Raw genomic sequence first — 16,456 nt, forward strand, 5'->3', positions numbered from 1 at the left:
ACTCCAAAAGGAGCGTGCTTCTTTTTTTATACCGCTAATTTAATAAACGTTAATACAATACCAATCAAGAATCCACATAGAGCTCCGTTCACTCGAATCCACTGCAAATCTTTTCCGACATTGTTTTCCATCATATCCACAAGTGTTTCATCATCTAATTTATCTAAGTTTTCTTGAACAAGCTGTCCAATTTTCGAATGATTCTCTTCTACAAAGCTCATGATTTGCTTTTGAATAGCCGTATCAATTGCTTCTTGACGCTGTGCATCCTCTTCAAGAGCATTCAGCCAGCTCTCTACGTAAGGAACGGCGTAGCTTTTCATAAATTCAGGGCTTTCAATGAATGCTGTCACTTTCGCTTTCATTTTATCGACGATTTCTGTTAATTTGTTCGTTACATTTAATTCATGAATCGTTTTTTGTTTCCATGCTTCTAATTTTTCAAGAAGTTCTTCATTCTGCTCCAAGCCTTGCAGCTCTTTTCTAATTCCATTGACCAAAGCAAGGCGGTATTCATCATCTTCGTTACGAAGACGTCCTGTAATAGAAAGCAATAAATTTTGCAAAATAGACCCTAGCTTCTCTTCATTAATCATGCTTTGAAATGATTTGAGAGCAAATTGTAAAATCCCATCAAGCTCAATATTATCAAGCGCATTTTTAGCAATACTTCCGAGCTGATACTGCGTTTCTTCTTTTTTAATCCAGCTCTCTCCTTTATTTAAAAGAACATCAAGCGCTTTTTCATCATACTGATTTTTTACCACTTCTCCAACAATCGAATGCACAATAGGCTTTAACTCTATTGCTAAAAGCGATGATTTGAGCTCTTTTTCAATAATAGGAACGACTTTCTCTGTATCCACACGATTAATCGCATCAACAAGCAGTGCTGTTCCTTTTTGTTGAATTGTTTCCGAATGAACACCTTTTCGAACAATCGGAAGCAAACGCTTTGTAAATGCAATTCTTTTTACTTTTTCTTGAATACTTTCTTTTGACAGCCAGTCGTTTTCAAGCGTTGAGACTAGCCCTCTTGTAATACGCTGTCTGTTTTTAGGAAGCAGCGCAGTGTGTGGAATAGGAATGCCTAAAGGGTGACGAAAAAGAGCTGTAACGGCAAACCAATCCGCTAATCCGCCGACTAATCCAGCTTCGAACCCACCTTGAAGCAACCGACCCCAAATTGAATCACCAAAAGGCATTGTGGCAACGAAGCCCACTCCCATAATCGCCAAAGAAATCACGGCTAAGTGCTTTGATTTCTTCTTTGGGTTTGTTGTAAATACATTATTTGATTCCATTATAGTCCTCATCCTTTATTTATTTAACTAAACATTTCATCTAGAAATATGTAACGTGATACAGAAACTTCCACAAAAAAAAGAAAGACAAGCTTTTACCCTCGTCTTTCTAGTATATTGCCTTTTTGCTATACTTCAAACTTTTTTTCTTTTCGACTTTTATTAATAAATGAAAAAATGAGGAGTACGACCAAGATAACCGCACATACGCTTGATCCAATCACATTGTTTTTATTAAACATAAACGATACAAAAATAACAAGCAGTGCTGCTGTTGCAAAAAGCGTTGTATAAGGAAAACACTTTAATGCGAAAAACGGCTTTTCTTTATACCCTTTACGCAGCTTTAATTGAGCTAAACAAATGCTTACCCAAATAAGAATAATCGTGAAGCCCGGAATGGTCATTAAATAACTAATTACATTATCCGGTGTTTTATAAGCTAAAAACACACCCATTAAAATACAAACAGCCGTAATCATTAAACCATTAATCGGAATACCGTTTTTTGAAACTTTTAAGAAGCGCTTTGATGCTTCTCCGCTTTGAGCCATAGCATAGAGCGTACGCGAAGTTGCATACATCCCTGAATTCGCTGCTGATAAAACGGCCGTTAATAAAACGAAGTTCATAATATGAGCCGCACCCGGCAGTCCGGTGATACTAAACACTTGGACAAATGGACTGTCTTGTCCTGATACAGAATTCCAGGGCATAAGGCCGCAAATAATTAAAATAGGCAAGATGTAAAAGCCAATCACTCGCCATACTGTGCCTTTGATCACTTTCGGTAACACGTTTTTCACATCTTTTGTTTCCGTTACGGCCACACCAATTAATTCAGCTCCGCCGTAAGAGAACATCACAATTAAAAAGGCACTCAGCACACCGCTCATGCCGTGAGGAAAAAAGCCTCCATGAGCCGTATAATTTGCCCAGGGGTTTTGCACATCACTTGGAATCACACCGAATAAAATGAAAGCTCCCAAAATGATAAAAGCAGTAAGAGCAATTACTTTAATACCGGCAAACCAAAACTCAATTTCTCCGTAATACTTCACTTGAAATAAATTCATCCCTACAATTAGCACTGCACAGAGAAAGCTTAAGAGCCAAAGAGGTACAGAAGGGAACCAAAACTTCAAAAAGCTTCCTCCCGCAAGCAGTTCAACAACTGTCACGACAATCCAGTTCACCCAGTACAGCCACCCTACAATAAAAGAGGTTTGCGTACCGAATGCCTTATGCACTAAATTTTGTACGTTCATATTCGGATAGACAATTGCCATCTCCGCCAATGCTGTCATTACAATAAATAAGATAAGACCGCCAAATAAATACGCCAGTACAACACTTGGTCCTGCAATACCTAGCGTATCAGCACTGCCTTTAAAAATGCCTGTCCCAATCATACCGGCAAGCGCAATGAGCTGCACATGACGAGGCAACAGACCTTTTTTTAAATTTTGATCTTGTTTTTCCATGATGCCCGTCCCTTCTGTTCATTTTACGTGTTAGTTTAACCAAATCACTTCTTGCGCAAAAACCCCTACCGGATATTCAGTAGGGGGTGAACCAACACTGTTTTCCTTCTCTATGATGAATGAAAATGATCTGATTTTACCACTGTTACTTTAGTCATTTTATGCGTTGAATCAATACATTGTCAATGTTATTTATTTTCCAAAAATAAAGTCAAAAGAGTATCTACACCCTTTTGACTTCTAGTCTTCTTGCAATGATAGATAAAGCATAGTTTACAATAAAATACATCATCGCGATGATCAAAAACATTGGGACTACGTAGCTTTGTTTCTGTCCGTAAATGATTTGAGCGTTATGCAGCAAATCAGGAAGTGCGATCACTACTGCAAGCGACGTATCTTTTAATAAGGAAATAAATTGACTAACTAAAGGAGGCACCATTCTCCGCAAAGCTTGGGGCAGCACAACGAAACGAAGCGTTTGATAATAGTTTAAACCTGATGATCGCGCCGCTTCGATTTGTCCTTTTTCAATTGATTTTAATCCGCTTCGGATAATCTCTGAAATCATAGCAGATTCAAATACAGTAAGGGCCACAATCGCTGCTGACGTAATTTCCATATCAATTCCGATTTCAGGTAAAGCAAAGTATGTAAAAAAGATGATTAAAAGCAGCGGCAAATTCCGGATAATTTCTACGATAAAAGCAAGTACATGAGACAGAACTGGAATACGGGCATACCTTAAAATACCTACTATACTTCCAATAAGAAAACTTAATACAATCGAAATGAATGCTACTTTTAAAGTGACCCAAAATCCTTCCATTAAGAAGGAAAGGTGATCAGGAGAATAAGCACCCATAAAATCCATCACTTTCACTCCTTTCAGCTTGTTTTACCAAGACGTTTCTCAAGATAACCAACTCCTAAGCTTAACGGAATCGTTAGAACTAAATAGAACAGAGCCACAAAAATATACACATCAAACACTACGTAAGTTTGAGAAGAAACAAGATCTGCCTGATACATTAAATCAAAACCAGCAACAATCCCTAACACCGATGAGTTTTTGACTAAATTAATGAATTGATTCCCAAGAGGAGGAATGACGATTTTAATGGCTTGAGGCAATACAATGAACCGCATCGCCTGACCGTACGTAAGGCCAGATGAACGTGCCGCTTCAAGCTGCCCTTTTGGAACTGCCATAATTCCCGCTCGTATGGCTTCGGCTATAAAAGCTGCCGCATAAATAGTTAGTCCCAGCACTCCGGCCGCTGTACCGCTGATTCCCGCCACAATAAAAATAAAAAAGACGATAACCACAAGGGGAATATTTCGAATGAACTCTACATAGACCGTACCAATTACATTTACTATTTTGAGAGGGGCTATTCGCATTACCGCAATGATTGTACCAAGTACAAAACTGGCCACTAAAGCAATCAGACTGGCGATAATGGTGTACTTAAAACCTTCTAAATAAAGATCCATATTGTTCGTCAGAATTGAAAAATCCAACAATTTTCTTCCTCCTTTCAACTAAACAAGCAGGATGAGCATAATGCTGCTCATCCTGAGAAAAGAAAACTGTACGCTTATTGTTTGATCCACTTGTCGTGAATTTCATCATATTTTCCAGAGTCTTTTATCTTTTTAAGCGCATCGTTTAATGCATCTACCAGCTCTTTGTTTCCTTTTTTCACAGCAATGCCATAAGGCTCTTCTGTGAACGGCTTTCCTACCAATTCATAAGAAGGATCTTCATCAGCCATTCCATAAAGAATCGCATCATCAGTTGTTAAAGCATCTCCTTGCTTAGATTTTAAAGCTGTAAATGCTTCTGCATAGTTTTCAAACTCTAATACCGTTGTCTCTGGTGCTTTTTCACGAATATTAATAGCTGAAGTTGATCCTTTAACAGCCAACACTTTAGTACCTTTCTTCAAATCATCAACGCTTTTAATTTTACTGCCTTTTTTCACAAGAAGAGACTGTCCGGCTTGGAAATATACATCCGTAAAATCTACTTCTTTTTTACGTTCGTCTGTAATAGTCATTGTCGCAACAACAGCGTCAATATCTCCTTTTTGAAGAAGAGGAACCCTTGTTTTGGACGTAACTTCTTTAAATTCCACCTTGTTTTCATCGCCTAAAATCTCTTTAGCCAGCTGCTTAGAGATATCAACATCAAAACCTTCTACTTCACCCGTCTTTGGATTCTTTAAGCCAAACAAACGCGTATCATTTTTAACTCCAATAACGATTTTTCCTCGGTCTTTGATTTCAGTGAGCGCATCTTTTTTAGCTGATGATCCACTCGTTTCTTCACTTTTCCCTCCACAAGCTGCTAACATCATAGCCGCTGCTAATGAAAGCACAGCTGCCTTTAAAAACGTTTTTGATTTCTTCATATTACTCCCCCTATTAAACAATTAATGATTTAAAATACGGCTAAGAAATAAACGTGCCCTTTCTTCTTGCGGGTTTTCGTAAAACTCAGCCGGAGTTGCCTCTTCTAAGATTTTTCCTTGATCCATAAATACAATGCGGTCCGCTACTTCTTTCGCAAACCCCATTTCATGAGTTACAACTACCATGGTCATTCCTTCTTTAGCCAATGTTTTCATGACATCCAGCACTTCTCCAATCATTTCTGGATCAAGAGCAGAGGTAGGCTCATCAAAAAGCATAATTTCTGGTTTCATCGCAAGTCCCCTCGCAATAGCTACACGCTGCTGCTGGCCGCCTGACAGCTGGGACGGGTAGGCGTTAGCTTTTTCACCGATTCCGACTTTATTTAAATAGTATAGGGCTGTCTTCTTAGCTTCTTCTGACGACTGTCCCAATACTTTCATAGGTGCTAAAGTGATATTTTCTAAAACTGTTTTATGCGGATATAAATAAAAATGCTGAAACACCATACCTATATTGCGGCGCAGTTTATTAATATTTGTTTTTTTATCTGCGACCAATATATTATTTACCGTTAACTGTCCGTTAGATATTGTTTCTAAATAATTTATGCATCGCAGCATCGTGCTTTTACCTGAACCCGAAGGTCCAATTACGACGACAACCTCACCTTTTTCAATTGTTAAATTGATATCTTTTAATACGTGAAAATCACCGTAATATTTATTCACTCCGTCAAAAACAATCATTTTCCCCCTCCTAATCTGCGAACAACAATAAATATTTAAATTTTTAAAATATTTAAAATATGTTAAAAATTATATTCTTACCCTTAAAGCAAAGTCAACAGTTGACAAATTATCTCTTTTTTGTAATCAAAATGAACTATCTTCAAATAAAATATGCTAGAAAAATAAAAGGCTTTGTTGGCATTTGCCGATATGTAAGCATACGTTCGCTAGGCTGAAGGTACTTGTATAAGCTTAATCAGTAGATTATATTAGTTAACGCATATCTTTATACGAATTGTCTTTCATTTTTATGAGGCAGTTCTCTCTAACCACCCATCTTTCTAATTATCCGTCTATATTTTTACTATATTAATATATATAATTACCTTACCGGTAAATTAATAAAAAAAGAAACTACAAACTTCTATTCGTGTTAGAGGTTCTGACATAGATATAGTGAAATTGTATTATCCCTCTAAAAAAACACACGCTTTATTAGCGTGTGTGGTCTTTTATATTTTCCGGACTCATTTGAAAATGCGGATAGTCTTTAAAACCTTGCCAATCTCCTCCCCATTCGAATCCTAAATTTTTCGCGATATCTACAACCTCCATCCAATCAGACTGATTGTTATTATTACCGTCATATTCCATGTCCCAAATAACTTGTCCGTCTTTTAACTGAATAGCAAAATCAATAGCTAATCCGTAATTGTGATAAGACTGGCCGCCCTTTGAGTAGGTAACAATATTACCTTCTTCCGTCCTGCCTTTTGCATAAAGCTTATCTTGTTCTTCTTTTGAACGGAAACCTTCCGTAATGACAATTGAGATTCCTTGGTCACTTGCTTGTTGAACAAGTTTATTTTTCTTTTCTTCTACGACAGGATGCAACTCAGTTGCTCCTGAAAAATCTTCTAGCGTTGGACCAGGCTTTAACTCATCGCGAAACAAAAATACGAGGCTTACCGCTATCGCAACTATCAAAGCTATTCCCAATTTTTTAAGAATGTTCATCTATATAAAGTCTCCATTCTTTTTTGCTGCTGTTTAGATAAAATCATATCGAATTTCATTTTGTTATCCAATAGAAGAGCTGTAGTGTTCAACAAACGTCTATATTTTTTCGTTTTTTATCTATTTTCACCATTTTTTCACTATTGGTGGTTACATTAACAATTGTGGACAGCTCTGTACCACACCCCTATAACTTTTAAGGAGTGACAACAGCATGAAAAAGAAACTATTCGGTTATATCATGGCAAGCGGTTTAACACTAGGAGTTATGGCCGCTGCAAACTCCACGGCATTTGCAGCAAGCAAAGATGAAACAAGCTCTTCAACAGTTGTAGAGCGAACAAATGGCAGTACAACAAATATAGATGATGCAACACAACAAAAAGTTGATGATATTATGAAAAAAGCACAGGAAAAATTACAGAAACTCGGCATAAACTTGCCTCAGCACAAAGACGGCCCCTTCAGCAATCTAGATGCGGCTACAAAGAAAAAAGCAAAAGCTATTATGGATCAGCTCCGCAACGGCACGCTGACTAAGGAACAAGCTGAAGCCAAATTAAAGGAACTTGGCGTGAACTTGCCTGAACATAAAAGCGGTCCTTTTAACAATTTAGATACCGCTACAAAGAAAAAAGCGAAAGCTATTATGGATCAGCTCGGCGACGGCACGCTGACTAAGGAACAAGCTGAAGCCAAATTAGAAGAACTTGGCGTAAATTTTCCTGAACATAAAGGCGGTCCTTTTAACAATTTAGATGCGGCTACAAAGAAAAAAGCGAAAGCTATTATGGATCAGCTTCGCGACGGCACGCTGACTAAGGAACAAGCTGAAGCCAAGTTAAAAGAACTTGGTGTGAATTTCCCTGCTAAAAAGAAAGATTTTCTAAGCGGGGTAGATGCTGAAACAAAAGCGAAAGCTGAAAGCATTTTGGAAAATGCAAAAAAAGAAATTCAAAAGCTTGGCGTTACAATGCCGTTTGAAAATCACGAGCACAAAGCTCAATAATTTAAAAAGCTACTTGGCTGTTGAAAGCCAAGTAGCTTTTTTATGATCCAGTTTTCCTTCTCACTAACGTCATGTACACACCTAATGCTAATAAATCACAAACCATAATCACAATGCCCATCGGCAGAGCATTTTGCCCTCCTCCAAGACCAACAAGAGGAGCTACGGCTGCTCCGAGCAAAAACGGAAGTAACCCTAGAAGCGCTGAAGCACTTCCCGCGTTCGAAGCTTGATTTTCCATAGCGAGTGAAAAAACGGTTGTGTTCACAATTCCTACGCTCGATACTACAAAGAAAAGCAAGATGCAAACCAAAATAACGGACATGTGAGTAGCAATCACGGCCACTAAAAGCACGCTTCCAACCGCTGCTTGAAGCAATCCATACATAAGAAGAGTAGCTTCTTTTACTTTACCCGCTAAACGTCCTGTCACTTGAGTAGCTATAATGAGCCCAAAACCGTTAATCGCAAAAACAAAGCTGAACATCTGCGGAGACAGGCCATAAATGTCTTGAAGGACAAATGTAGAACCTGAAATATAAGCAAACATGGCACTCATAATAAAACCTTGCGCCAGCGCATATCCCACGAAGACACCATCTTTTAGCAATACACCAAATGTACTCAGTACTTCTGTTAATCCGCCTTCTTTACGTCGTTCGAGCGGAAGCGTTTCTTTTAAACAAAATAAAACGGCAAAAAACATTAGTGCACCAATCACTGCTAGCACACCAAAGACTCCGCGCCACGACATAACCGTCAGCAGCTGTCCGCCAGCAACCGGAGCCAAAATAGGAGCTAACCCATTTACAAGCATAAGCATAGAGAAAAACTTTGTTAAATCCGAACCTGAAAACAAGTCCCGCACGCTCGCTCTTGAAATAACCATTCCTGCTGCTCCTGCCATACCTTGAATAAATCGCAAAACGATAAAAATCCAAATAGACGGTGCAAACACGCATAAAACAGATGCAGTTGCATAGGTGATTAATGCTGCTACAAGCGGCTTTTTCCTTCCGCGAATATCACTGAATGGCCCCACGACCACTTGCCCAAATGCTAAGCCCAATAAGCAAGCTGTCAGACTGACCTGCGCTAAAGAAGCTGAAGTATGCAATTCTTTCGCAAGCGTCGGCAGCGCTGGCAAATACATATCGATTGATAACGGTCCAAATGCGCTCAGTGAACCCAAAATTAAAATAAATAAAATGCGATTTCCTCGGCTTAAAGACATTCCTTGGGAAATACTTTGCTGATTCATCTATTGTTGTCTCTCCCTTCAGCAGTTCTACAATAGTCTCATCTTAAACCCTCCAGCTACTGGATAGTCAAGACGTAATTCGAATTTGAATTTCCGTCAGCCGCTCTTCTTCATGATGTGAAATAAAGGAATCTACAATCCGCCGAATTAAGAAAGGACCTTCTGCTTTGTATCCTTCTGCTTTAATAAAGTTCAGTAACGCATCGTAATAGACTCCTGTGGTATCTCTCTTTTCTCTCATATAAATAGATGCGTAATCGCCTTCAGGTATTAACGTAACGAGTTCATGCTGAAAAGAAACATCACTTTCCACCAATAAAAAAATGCCATCGTAATCTGTAAATTGTTGTTTTTTCGTGTTTTCTACCGATAGCATAAATCCTACTTTCCCAATCATAATCGGGGTAATATGGCTGATTTTCTTTTTTAAATCACGCAGAACACTTTCAGTCCCGTCTAACGTGCCTACCTCCGCTTTTACTTGAACAACCTCACGAGAAGAAAGGTGTTTGATGAACGGGGCTCCTATTTGGTTAATATGTCTCGTCTGTTCTAATTCCTTCATTCGAGTTGTTAACTGCGCATTCACTCTTTGAAGGTGACGAATTTTTTCTTTTGTTACCTGCTGATATTCCGCTAAAGTTTCAATAAATTCATCCAAGCTGCTGTGCTCCATCTTTCTTTTAATTTCTTTTAACGGAACTCCCATCAGCTTTAAATAAACAATGATGTCTAATTTCTTAAATTGTTCTAACGTATAGTAACGATATCCGGTTTGTGGATCAACTTCGTAAGGCTCAAATAGACCAATTTCATCATAATAGCGAAGTGTTTTAACCGGAATATCATGCAGTCTGGCCATTTGTCCAATCGTAAATTTGTTTTGCACTATAAGTCCACCTTCTTTATGTAAAGCTGCTTGCACTTAAAGCAAGCAACAGCGTAATTCTCATCATTCATTTAGTTCTTGTACAAGCTCTTCCACAATAAGATGTGCAGGCAGTTCTTTTGCCAGCGTAAATCCAGTTCCTGCCCACAAAGAAGCGTACTCTGGATTCTTCATTTGTGTAGCTTTTGCTCGAATAGGCTTTGTCATGTAATGAATATGAGGGTAGGCGGATGGTGCTGATTTATCATAGGAAATAAAAAAGGCATTCACAAATCCTCTAGCACGTTTCCCTGTGAAAGCTCGTGTGATACCTGTTTCATTAAAACGTTTTTGAAGAATGCTTTCTTTGTGAAGAGCACTCGCTCCGCTTTCTGAACAACAAATAAAAGCCGTACCTAACTGAGCGGCAGAAGCTCCTTCTTGTAACACACGTTTGATGTCAGATCCCGTCATCAACCCTCCAGCAGCAATCAATGGCTTTTTAGTGATTGAGCGAACTTCTTTTAGCAAATTCATAAGCGGATAGTCCACCGAACCCTCTAAAAAAGTAGATCGATGGCCGCCGGCTTCAATGCCTTGCAAACATAGCGCATCCGCTCCTGCTCTCAAAGCTACTTCGGCTTCTTGAGGTGTTGTAATCGTAACGAAAACACGGCTTCCAATTCCTTTTAAACTTGCTACAATCTCTCGATCCGGGCACCCAAATGTAAAGCTCACAGCAGGTACTCGATGTTTTTGAATGATGTCGAGCTTGGCATTCCATTCATCATCATCATTCTTTGGTATACCAACTTGACACTCCAAATATTCAGCTGCTTTTGACAGTTCTTTTTGGTAACAATCAAGTGCATCAACTGCTATTTTTTCATTTGTCGGAACGAACAGATTCACTCCAAAAGGTTTTTTCGTAAGTGAGTGCATCTCTATAATTTCCTGCTCCAATTCACGCGCACTTTTATATCCAGCAGCTAAAAACCCTAGCCCTCCGCTATTAGATACTGCTGCAGCTAGTTTAGGCGTCGAAACTCCTCCTGCCATGGGAGCTTGTACAATTGGATACTCACATATATTTTCCACACTTATCACCTCAGCCTTTCATGCGTTCTCTCTTCATTCTACTATAATCCCAGAAAAAAAAGCCCTCCAAAAGGGCTTTTCTTCCATATATACATAGATTATAAATGATGCTAAAAAACGCACACTACCTGACTATTCCCTCAAAGATTCACCTATGCGGATGACACTAACCCCGCAAGGGAAGTGACATCCGCTTAGATTTGAAAGCCAGACCTGATTGTTCTTTGATCAGGTCTGGCTTTCAAATCTATTACTTATAGTGGAGGAACTTTACGCACACAGCTTCTGGAACCGTAACATTAGATTGAAGAAGCGTTAGCTTGCCACTTTCTTGGTCTCTTTCAAACAGTACTAAATTTCCTGTTTCTTGATTAGACGCTACAATAAATTGTTCCGTTGGATCCAAAACAAAATCGCGCGGCCAGTCGCCTTCAGTGCCTGTCCATTCTACGAATGTTAACTGTCCAGAATCCTGATCTACTTTGAATGTTGCAATCGAGTTATGTCCACGGTTTCCTGCATAGACAAAGCGGCCATCTGAAGAAATGTGGATCGCACTCCCTTGATTATTTTCTGTAAAATCAGCCGGGATCGCTAAAGTAGCTTGTTGTTGAGTAAAGCTTCCTTTACTTTCGTCATAAGTTAAAAATAAAACTTCAGAGCTGAATTCTGTCATTGCATAGGCATAGCGGCCATTTGGGTGGAACGTTAAATGTCTAGGGCCCGAACCAACAGATGTAGAAAGACTGTTGACTTCCTTCAATTTATTCTCTTCCACTTCATATGTCACGATTTCATCAATACCTAAGTCCACAACGGCCACGTGCTTTTCTCCAGGAGTAAAATCGGCATAGTGTACGTGTGGTTTTCCTTTTTGTCCTTTTTTGAGGTCTGAATGAGGATGTTCCACTACGGATGCTACATATTCAATTTCTCCTGTTTCTTCATTAACAGAATACGTCTCAACGCTCCCTTTATGAAAATTAGCAGATAAAACAAGCGTATTATCTTCATTCACTGAAACATAGCAAGGAGGCGCGCCGTCTAGCAGCTGTTTGTTTACAAATTTCAATTGCCCTGTGTTTGGATCAATCTTAAAAGCAGCTACTCCGCCTTTTTCTCCTTCTTTAATAACTGTATAAAGATGTTCGTTGTCTTTGCTTGCATTTAAGTATGTAGGATTTTCAATTTTAGCCACGGCTTTTACTTCTACAATCTTTTTAGCCTTCGTATCTAACGTAAATGTATAGACACCTTCACTGCCTGCTTTTGTATATGTACCTGCAAATCCAATAAATTTTCCATGTTCACTCATTTTCCTATACCCCTCCTAAAGAATTGTTTTGTTTCATTTATTTTACTATATCATACCGCATTTGTTATAGAGAATGCTCCAATTCAATGTTCATTTATCAGTTTTCCCTACATGCCCATCGTCAAACCCTTCCTTTTTAAGCCTGCATCTTGCATTTTCCTACCATTGGGCGTTATGATTAAGGATGATTTTATATCGCCCCATAGCAGACGGCTTCTGTATTTCTTGGATTTTCAAATAAAGAAGAATGAACTGATGAATAGTCTACTTTCATCGCTATAACCGCTGCTTAACTTTTTTCGTAAAGTTACATCAAAAAAGGAGTGAACAACAATGATCACATTAAAAAGTGAACGCGAAATTAATTTAATGCACGAAGCAGGTAAATTATTAGCTTCTTGTCATAAAGAAATCGCTAAAATGATCAAACCAGGCATAACAACAATGCAAATTGATAAATTTGTTGAAGAGTACTTAGCAAAGCACGGAGCAACGCCGGAACAAAAAGGATACAAAGGATATCAATATGCAACGTGCGCTTCTTTAAATGATGAAATTTGCCACGGTTTTCCAACAACTAAACCGTTAAAAGACGGTGATATCGTAACCATTGATATGGTTGTAAATTTAAACGGAGGCTTAGCAGATTCCGCATGGACTCATACCGTTGGAGACATTTCAGACGAAGCGCAGCGTCTAGTAGATGTTACATACGAAGCGCTTTTAAAAGGAATCGAGCAAGCACAGCCAGGAAATCGCACAGGTGACATTGGCCACGCTATTCAAAGCTATGTAGAAGGCGAAAAATTCTCTGTGGTACGCGACTTCACAGGACACGGAATTGGAAATACCATGCACGAAGCGCCTACAATTCTTCACTACGGAAAAGCTGGCAAAGGTACACGTTTAAAAGAAGGTATGGTTATTACAATTGAGCCAATGGTAAACGCTGGTACATGGCATTCTAAAATGGATAAAAACGGTTGGACGGCTCGTACAACAGACGGTAAATTATCCGCTCAATTTGAACATACACTTGCGATTACGAAAAACGGTCCTCTTATTTTAACAGCACATTAAAAAAACAGCCCTTTTGAGGCTGTTTTCTTAATGTAGAGGAAATTTAATAACAAAAACTGTGCCGCGGGAAGAAGTAGATAATAATTTAATCTGTCCTCCGTGGCTTTCTAGAATACGCTGAGCAATGGGCAGACCAAGACCTGTTCCGCTATCTTTTGAAGTGGAAAACGGCTGGTACAGAGAATGCTGCATATGCAAAGGAATTCCTTTTCCAGTATCTTCAATGTATAGACAGTAGCTATCTTCATGAACTTGCGAGTAGATTGTAATGACTCCTTCTCCATCCATGGCTTCCATACTGTTTCGAATTAAATTATGAAGAACTTGTTTGATTTGTTTTTCATCTACCTTTAATATATACGGCTGCAGTTTCACATCGAAGATAAGCTTATCTTTTTCTGTGAATTTGCTTGAGTGAGTAATCAAAGGCAATAGCTCATTAATAATCTCCTGCATGCTGACCTTTTTCATCACTGGAGTCCCTGGTTTTGATAACAACAGCATTTCTTCAATGATGTAGTTAATCCTCTCTAGCTCTTTCATAAGCAGAGGCAGGTAAAAACGCTTTTTCTCCTCATCAGAAAGAGACTGATTCATAAGAGATATAAATCCATGAATCACGGCAAGAGGATTACGAATCTCATGAGCAGCTCCGGCTGCCACTTCTCCAACTAGAGCGAGTTTCTCAGACTGATGCATTCGCTTTTCTAATTCTTCAGTATCCGATATATCAATGAAGTAAAAAATTCTCCCGATGCTTTCGTTCTGCTCGTTAAACAGCTGCGTTTGAGAGGCTAAAAAGCAATAGCACGTCTCTTTCGTTCCAAATAATACTTTTTTATTTTCATGAATTTCTCCCGAATTCAACATGCTCCAAAATTCAGTATTATATTCCGGACATTCTTCCATATACCCGCAAATATCCTTTTCGTCGAGATCTAAAAACTGCTTTGCTGAGGTATTGGCAAATATACTATTTGTCTCATCTTCCACTGTAATAATTCCAACAGGCAGTGAATTTAAGATCTGCTGGCGATACGCTTTATCTTTAATGATTTTCCAAAATGAATCTTCTAAACTAACCGACATTTGATTAATAGAAGCCGAAAGCTGCTTCAGCTCGATTTGCTTTGTGTCTTGAAGAACAAGACCGTATTCTCCGTCTGCAATGTCATTCACTTTTTCAATCATTTGTTCAATTGGTTTCGTAAGGCTCGCACTCATGCGATAAGAAACATAAAGAGAAGCCAAAATAGCACTTACTGTTAAAATTAATAGTAAAATTAATGAATCTTTAATAATGACAGACAGTGTATCTGATAGTATATCAAGTGAATCAACCGTCTCTTCTTTTGAACTATTAATATCTTTTTTTATCTGATGCAAATCCGGCAAATAATTTTCCTTAAGATACTCTTTTGCTCCCTCTATATCTCCATACTTCAGCAGTCCTTGTACGTTATTAGAAATCTTAAAATCCAGCAGCTCAATTTTTTCCTTCAGTGGAATCAACGATTTTGGCACAGGCTGCTTATATCTTTCATTATTTTCGATAACTCGTGTATCATATGATTGATATTCTTCTATCAAAGAGACAGTGGGGTTCTTTAGATTATTTTTCACAATGTATTCTTTTATGTTCAGCTGCTCTTCCCAATAAGAAAGCCACACCATTTGAGGAACATCTTCATTTTTAATTTCGTTGCTTACATGATTCATTTTATCAACGGCATGCACTAAAACTAAAGAGAACCCGCTTAACATGAATGTAATCAAAAGAAGAATCGTTAATATTTGGCTACGGAATGACATGTTGCGAAATAATTGATTCATAATCATCTCTTTCTTTTTCATAGTTACTTCGGCTGTGTAGACATTCTAACTTTCGAATATAAAATTTGTTTTTCCCGTTTACTGTACATCGGCCCAAAAGGCGCAAGCTTATAAACACCGTCCCTGGCGTCAAGTTTGACTTCTCCAGATGGAAGACCTTTTTTACTGAAATAGTCTTTCATAATCACGTTGTAAGCTTGAGGAACATCGTTGATCACGCTGGTTAAAATAACAGACCTACCCATGTACGCCTGATCATCTAAATATCCTATTACGTACATTCCTTGTGCTTTCGCTTCTTGAATAACTTCTTGATTATACGCATTTCCTTTAGCATAAACGATATCGACGCCTTCATCTTTTAACTCACGGAGCAGCTTTACTGCTTTTACTCCATCGTCTCGGCTGTTTACAACTCGATAATAAAAAGCAATCGATGAATCGTACGCTTTTATGCCTTGTTCAAATCCTGGATTTTTTTCTTTTGCAAATGTATCGAGTAATCCAATTTTTTTCGTTTGTGTCTTCATGGCAGCTGCCGTGCCTGCCAGGTGCTCTATTTTTGTTTGATCAAATGTATATACCGTTTGGTTTTTATAAGTTGAAGTACCGTGGATGGTGACGAAATGAACATGAGGATACTTAGGAGCGAGTTCTGTAAAAACGGTAGAAAATTCTCTTCCATGTCCAATTACGACTTTTGTTCCATTTTGAATAACTTTTTCAGAAGCTTCCTTCATTTTTTGGTTCGTATTTACTTCGCTAATAATTTGAGCCGAAATAGGATACTGCTGCTCGATGTTGATTTTTCCTTTATAAGCTAGACTGCCCCAGCTTTGATCTGTCAGTACATCAGAGGTGAGAATTGCAACGCTTGTGTTTTCTACTTTTTTTGTCGTTTGCTGACTTATAATCCCTTGTGTTTTCGAAATAATAATAATTAAAAACGAAGCGACAACAATCAGGGCAAGCAATAAAATCAGCCTTAACTGTCTTGATCGTTGCATAAACCTTCTCCTTTTTGTTTAGCATACTTTC

General features: G+C 38.5%; 15 protein-coding genes. 2 read left to right on the plus strand and 13 right to left on the minus strand.

Going from position 1 to position 16,456, the window contains the following annotated elements:
- Positions 1-26 precede the first annotated feature (26 nt).
- From ACFX4R_RS23370 to ACFX4R_RS23400, 7 genes are all read right to left on the minus strand, one after another.
- On the minus strand, positions 27-1,304 hold the full coding sequence (locus tag ACFX4R_RS23370; RefSeq protein ID WP_280558982.1) for a DUF445 domain-containing protein: 1,278 nt from the start codon (positions 1,302-1,304) through the stop codon (positions 27-29).
- A 128-nt stretch (positions 1,305-1,432) separates the two neighbouring features.
- Positions 1,433-2,788 carry an amino acid permease gene (locus tag ACFX4R_RS23375; protein ID WP_043975776.1) on the minus strand — a complete coding sequence of 452 codons (1,356 nt, stop codon included), beginning with the start codon at positions 2,786-2,788 and terminating at the stop codon, positions 1,433-1,435.
- 223 nt (positions 2,789-3,011) lie between these two features.
- A complete protein-coding gene (locus ACFX4R_RS23380) occupies positions 3,012-3,662 on the minus strand; it encodes an amino acid ABC transporter permease (protein WP_013081471.1) in 651 nt (216 codons plus the stop codon).
- A gap of 14 nt (positions 3,663-3,676) precedes the next feature.
- The gene (locus ACFX4R_RS23385; RefSeq protein WP_280558981.1) at positions 3,677-4,315 is read right to left on the minus strand and encodes an amino acid ABC transporter permease; all 639 of its coding nucleotides are present in this window, start codon (positions 4,313-4,315) and stop codon (positions 3,677-3,679) included.
- 74 nt (positions 4,316-4,389) lie between these two features.
- On the minus strand, positions 4,390-5,205 hold the full coding sequence (locus tag ACFX4R_RS23390) for a transporter substrate-binding domain-containing protein (protein WP_013055073.1): 816 nt from the start codon (positions 5,203-5,205) through the stop codon (positions 4,390-4,392).
- Between the two features lie 21 nt (positions 5,206-5,226).
- The gene (locus ACFX4R_RS23395) at positions 5,227-5,955 is read right to left on the minus strand and encodes an amino acid ABC transporter ATP-binding protein (protein ID WP_043975780.1); all 729 of its coding nucleotides are present in this window, start codon (positions 5,953-5,955) and stop codon (positions 5,227-5,229) included.
- Between the two features lie 477 nt (positions 5,956-6,432).
- Positions 6,433-6,954 (minus strand): M15 family metallopeptidase, encoded by a 522-nt coding sequence (locus ACFX4R_RS23400; protein ID WP_097824741.1) that lies wholly within the window; start codon positions 6,952-6,954, stop codon positions 6,433-6,435.
- Positions 6,955-7,168: 214 nt separating this feature from the next.
- Here ACFX4R_RS23400 and ACFX4R_RS23405 point away from each other — a divergent pair, with 214 nt between their 5' ends.
- Entirely contained in the window at positions 7,169-7,963 is a 795-nt protein-coding gene (locus ACFX4R_RS23405) for a hypothetical protein (protein WP_377570487.1), read from the plus strand.
- A 40-nt stretch (positions 7,964-8,003) separates the two neighbouring features.
- Here the strand turns inward: ACFX4R_RS23405 and ACFX4R_RS23410 are convergent, their stop codons facing one another.
- The 4 genes from ACFX4R_RS23410 to ACFX4R_RS23425 form a co-directional block, all read right to left on the minus strand.
- Positions 8,004-9,224, minus strand: coding sequence for a multidrug effflux MFS transporter (locus ACFX4R_RS23410; protein WP_043975786.1), 1,221 nt, complete (start codon positions 9,222-9,224; stop codon positions 8,004-8,006).
- 67 nt (positions 9,225-9,291) lie between these two features.
- Complete coding sequence (locus ACFX4R_RS23415) at positions 9,292-10,113, minus strand: MerR family transcriptional regulator (RefSeq protein ID WP_043975788.1); 822 nt, start codon at positions 10,111-10,113, stop codon at positions 9,292-9,294.
- 63 nt (positions 10,114-10,176) lie between these two features.
- Positions 10,177-11,190: a nitronate monooxygenase gene (locus tag ACFX4R_RS23420; protein ID WP_080781545.1), complete on the minus strand. Its 1,014-nt coding sequence runs from the start codon at positions 11,188-11,190 to the stop codon at positions 10,177-10,179.
- A 250-nt stretch (positions 11,191-11,440) separates the two neighbouring features.
- Complete coding sequence (locus tag ACFX4R_RS23425) at positions 11,441-12,505, minus strand: lactonase family protein (protein ID WP_025752899.1); 1,065 nt, start codon at positions 12,503-12,505, stop codon at positions 11,441-11,443.
- Positions 12,506-12,838: 333 nt separating this feature from the next.
- Here ACFX4R_RS23425 and map point away from each other — a divergent pair, with 333 nt between their 5' ends.
- Positions 12,839-13,585 carry a type I methionyl aminopeptidase gene (map, locus tag ACFX4R_RS23430; protein WP_025752900.1) on the plus strand — a complete coding sequence of 249 codons (747 nt, stop codon included), beginning with the start codon at positions 12,839-12,841 and terminating at the stop codon, positions 13,583-13,585.
- A 27-nt stretch (positions 13,586-13,612) separates the two neighbouring features.
- On the opposite strand, the gene ACFX4R_RS23435 is transcribed toward map, so the two are convergent.
- Positions 13,613-15,418 (minus strand): ATP-binding protein, encoded by a 1,806-nt coding sequence (locus tag ACFX4R_RS23435; RefSeq protein WP_043975793.1) that lies wholly within the window; start codon positions 15,416-15,418, stop codon positions 13,613-13,615.
- 23 nt (positions 15,419-15,441) lie between these two features.
- Complete coding sequence (locus ACFX4R_RS23440) at positions 15,442-16,425, minus strand: BMP family ABC transporter substrate-binding protein (protein WP_377570489.1); 984 nt, start codon at positions 16,423-16,425, stop codon at positions 15,442-15,444.
- Positions 16,426-16,456: the final 31 nt, after the last annotated feature.

This window comes from Priestia sp. YIM B13490, from assembly GCF_042787735.1.
Classification (GTDB): domain Bacteria; phylum Bacillota; class Bacilli; order Bacillales; family Bacillaceae_H; genus Priestia; species Priestia megaterium.

Coding starts and splice junctions, on each gene's coding strand:
- ACFX4R_RS23370 (WP_280558982.1), bottom strand. CDS start 1,304: ATGGAATCAAATAATGTATTTACAACAAACCCAAAGAAGAAATCAAAG.
- ACFX4R_RS23375 (WP_043975776.1), bottom strand. CDS start 2,788: ATGGAAAAACAAGATCAAAATTTAAAAAAAGGTCTGTTGCCTCGTCAT.
- ACFX4R_RS23380 (WP_013081471.1), bottom strand. CDS start 3,662: ATGGATTTTATGGGTGCTTATTCTCCTGATCACCTTTCCTTCTTAATG.
- ACFX4R_RS23390 (WP_013055073.1), bottom strand. CDS start 5,205: ATGAAGAAATCAAAAACGTTTTTAAAGGCAGCTGTGCTTTCATTAGCA.
- ACFX4R_RS23395 (WP_043975780.1), bottom strand. CDS start 5,955: ATGATTGTTTTTGACGGAGTGAATAAATATTACGGTGATTTTCACGTA.
- ACFX4R_RS23400 (WP_097824741.1), bottom strand. CDS start 6,954: ATGAACATTCTTAAAAAATTGGGAATAGCTTTGATAGTTGCGATAGCG.
- ACFX4R_RS23405 (WP_377570487.1), top strand. CDS start 7,169: ATGAAAAAGAAACTATTCGGTTATATCATGGCAAGCGGTTTAACACTA.
- ACFX4R_RS23410 (WP_043975786.1), bottom strand. CDS start 9,224: ATGAATCAGCAAAGTATTTCCCAAGGAATGTCTTTAAGCCGAGGAAAT.
- ACFX4R_RS23425 (WP_025752899.1), bottom strand. CDS start 12,505: ATGAGTGAACATGGAAAATTTATTGGATTTGCAGGTACATATACAAAA.
- map (WP_025752900.1), top strand. CDS start 12,839: ATGATCACATTAAAAAGTGAACGCGAAATTAATTTAATGCACGAAGCA.
- ACFX4R_RS23435 (WP_043975793.1), bottom strand. CDS start 15,418: ATGAATCAATTATTTCGCAACATGTCATTCCGTAGCCAAATATTAACG.
- ACFX4R_RS23440 (WP_377570489.1), bottom strand. CDS start 16,425: ATGCAACGATCAAGACAGTTAAGGCTGATTTTATTGCTTGCCCTGATT.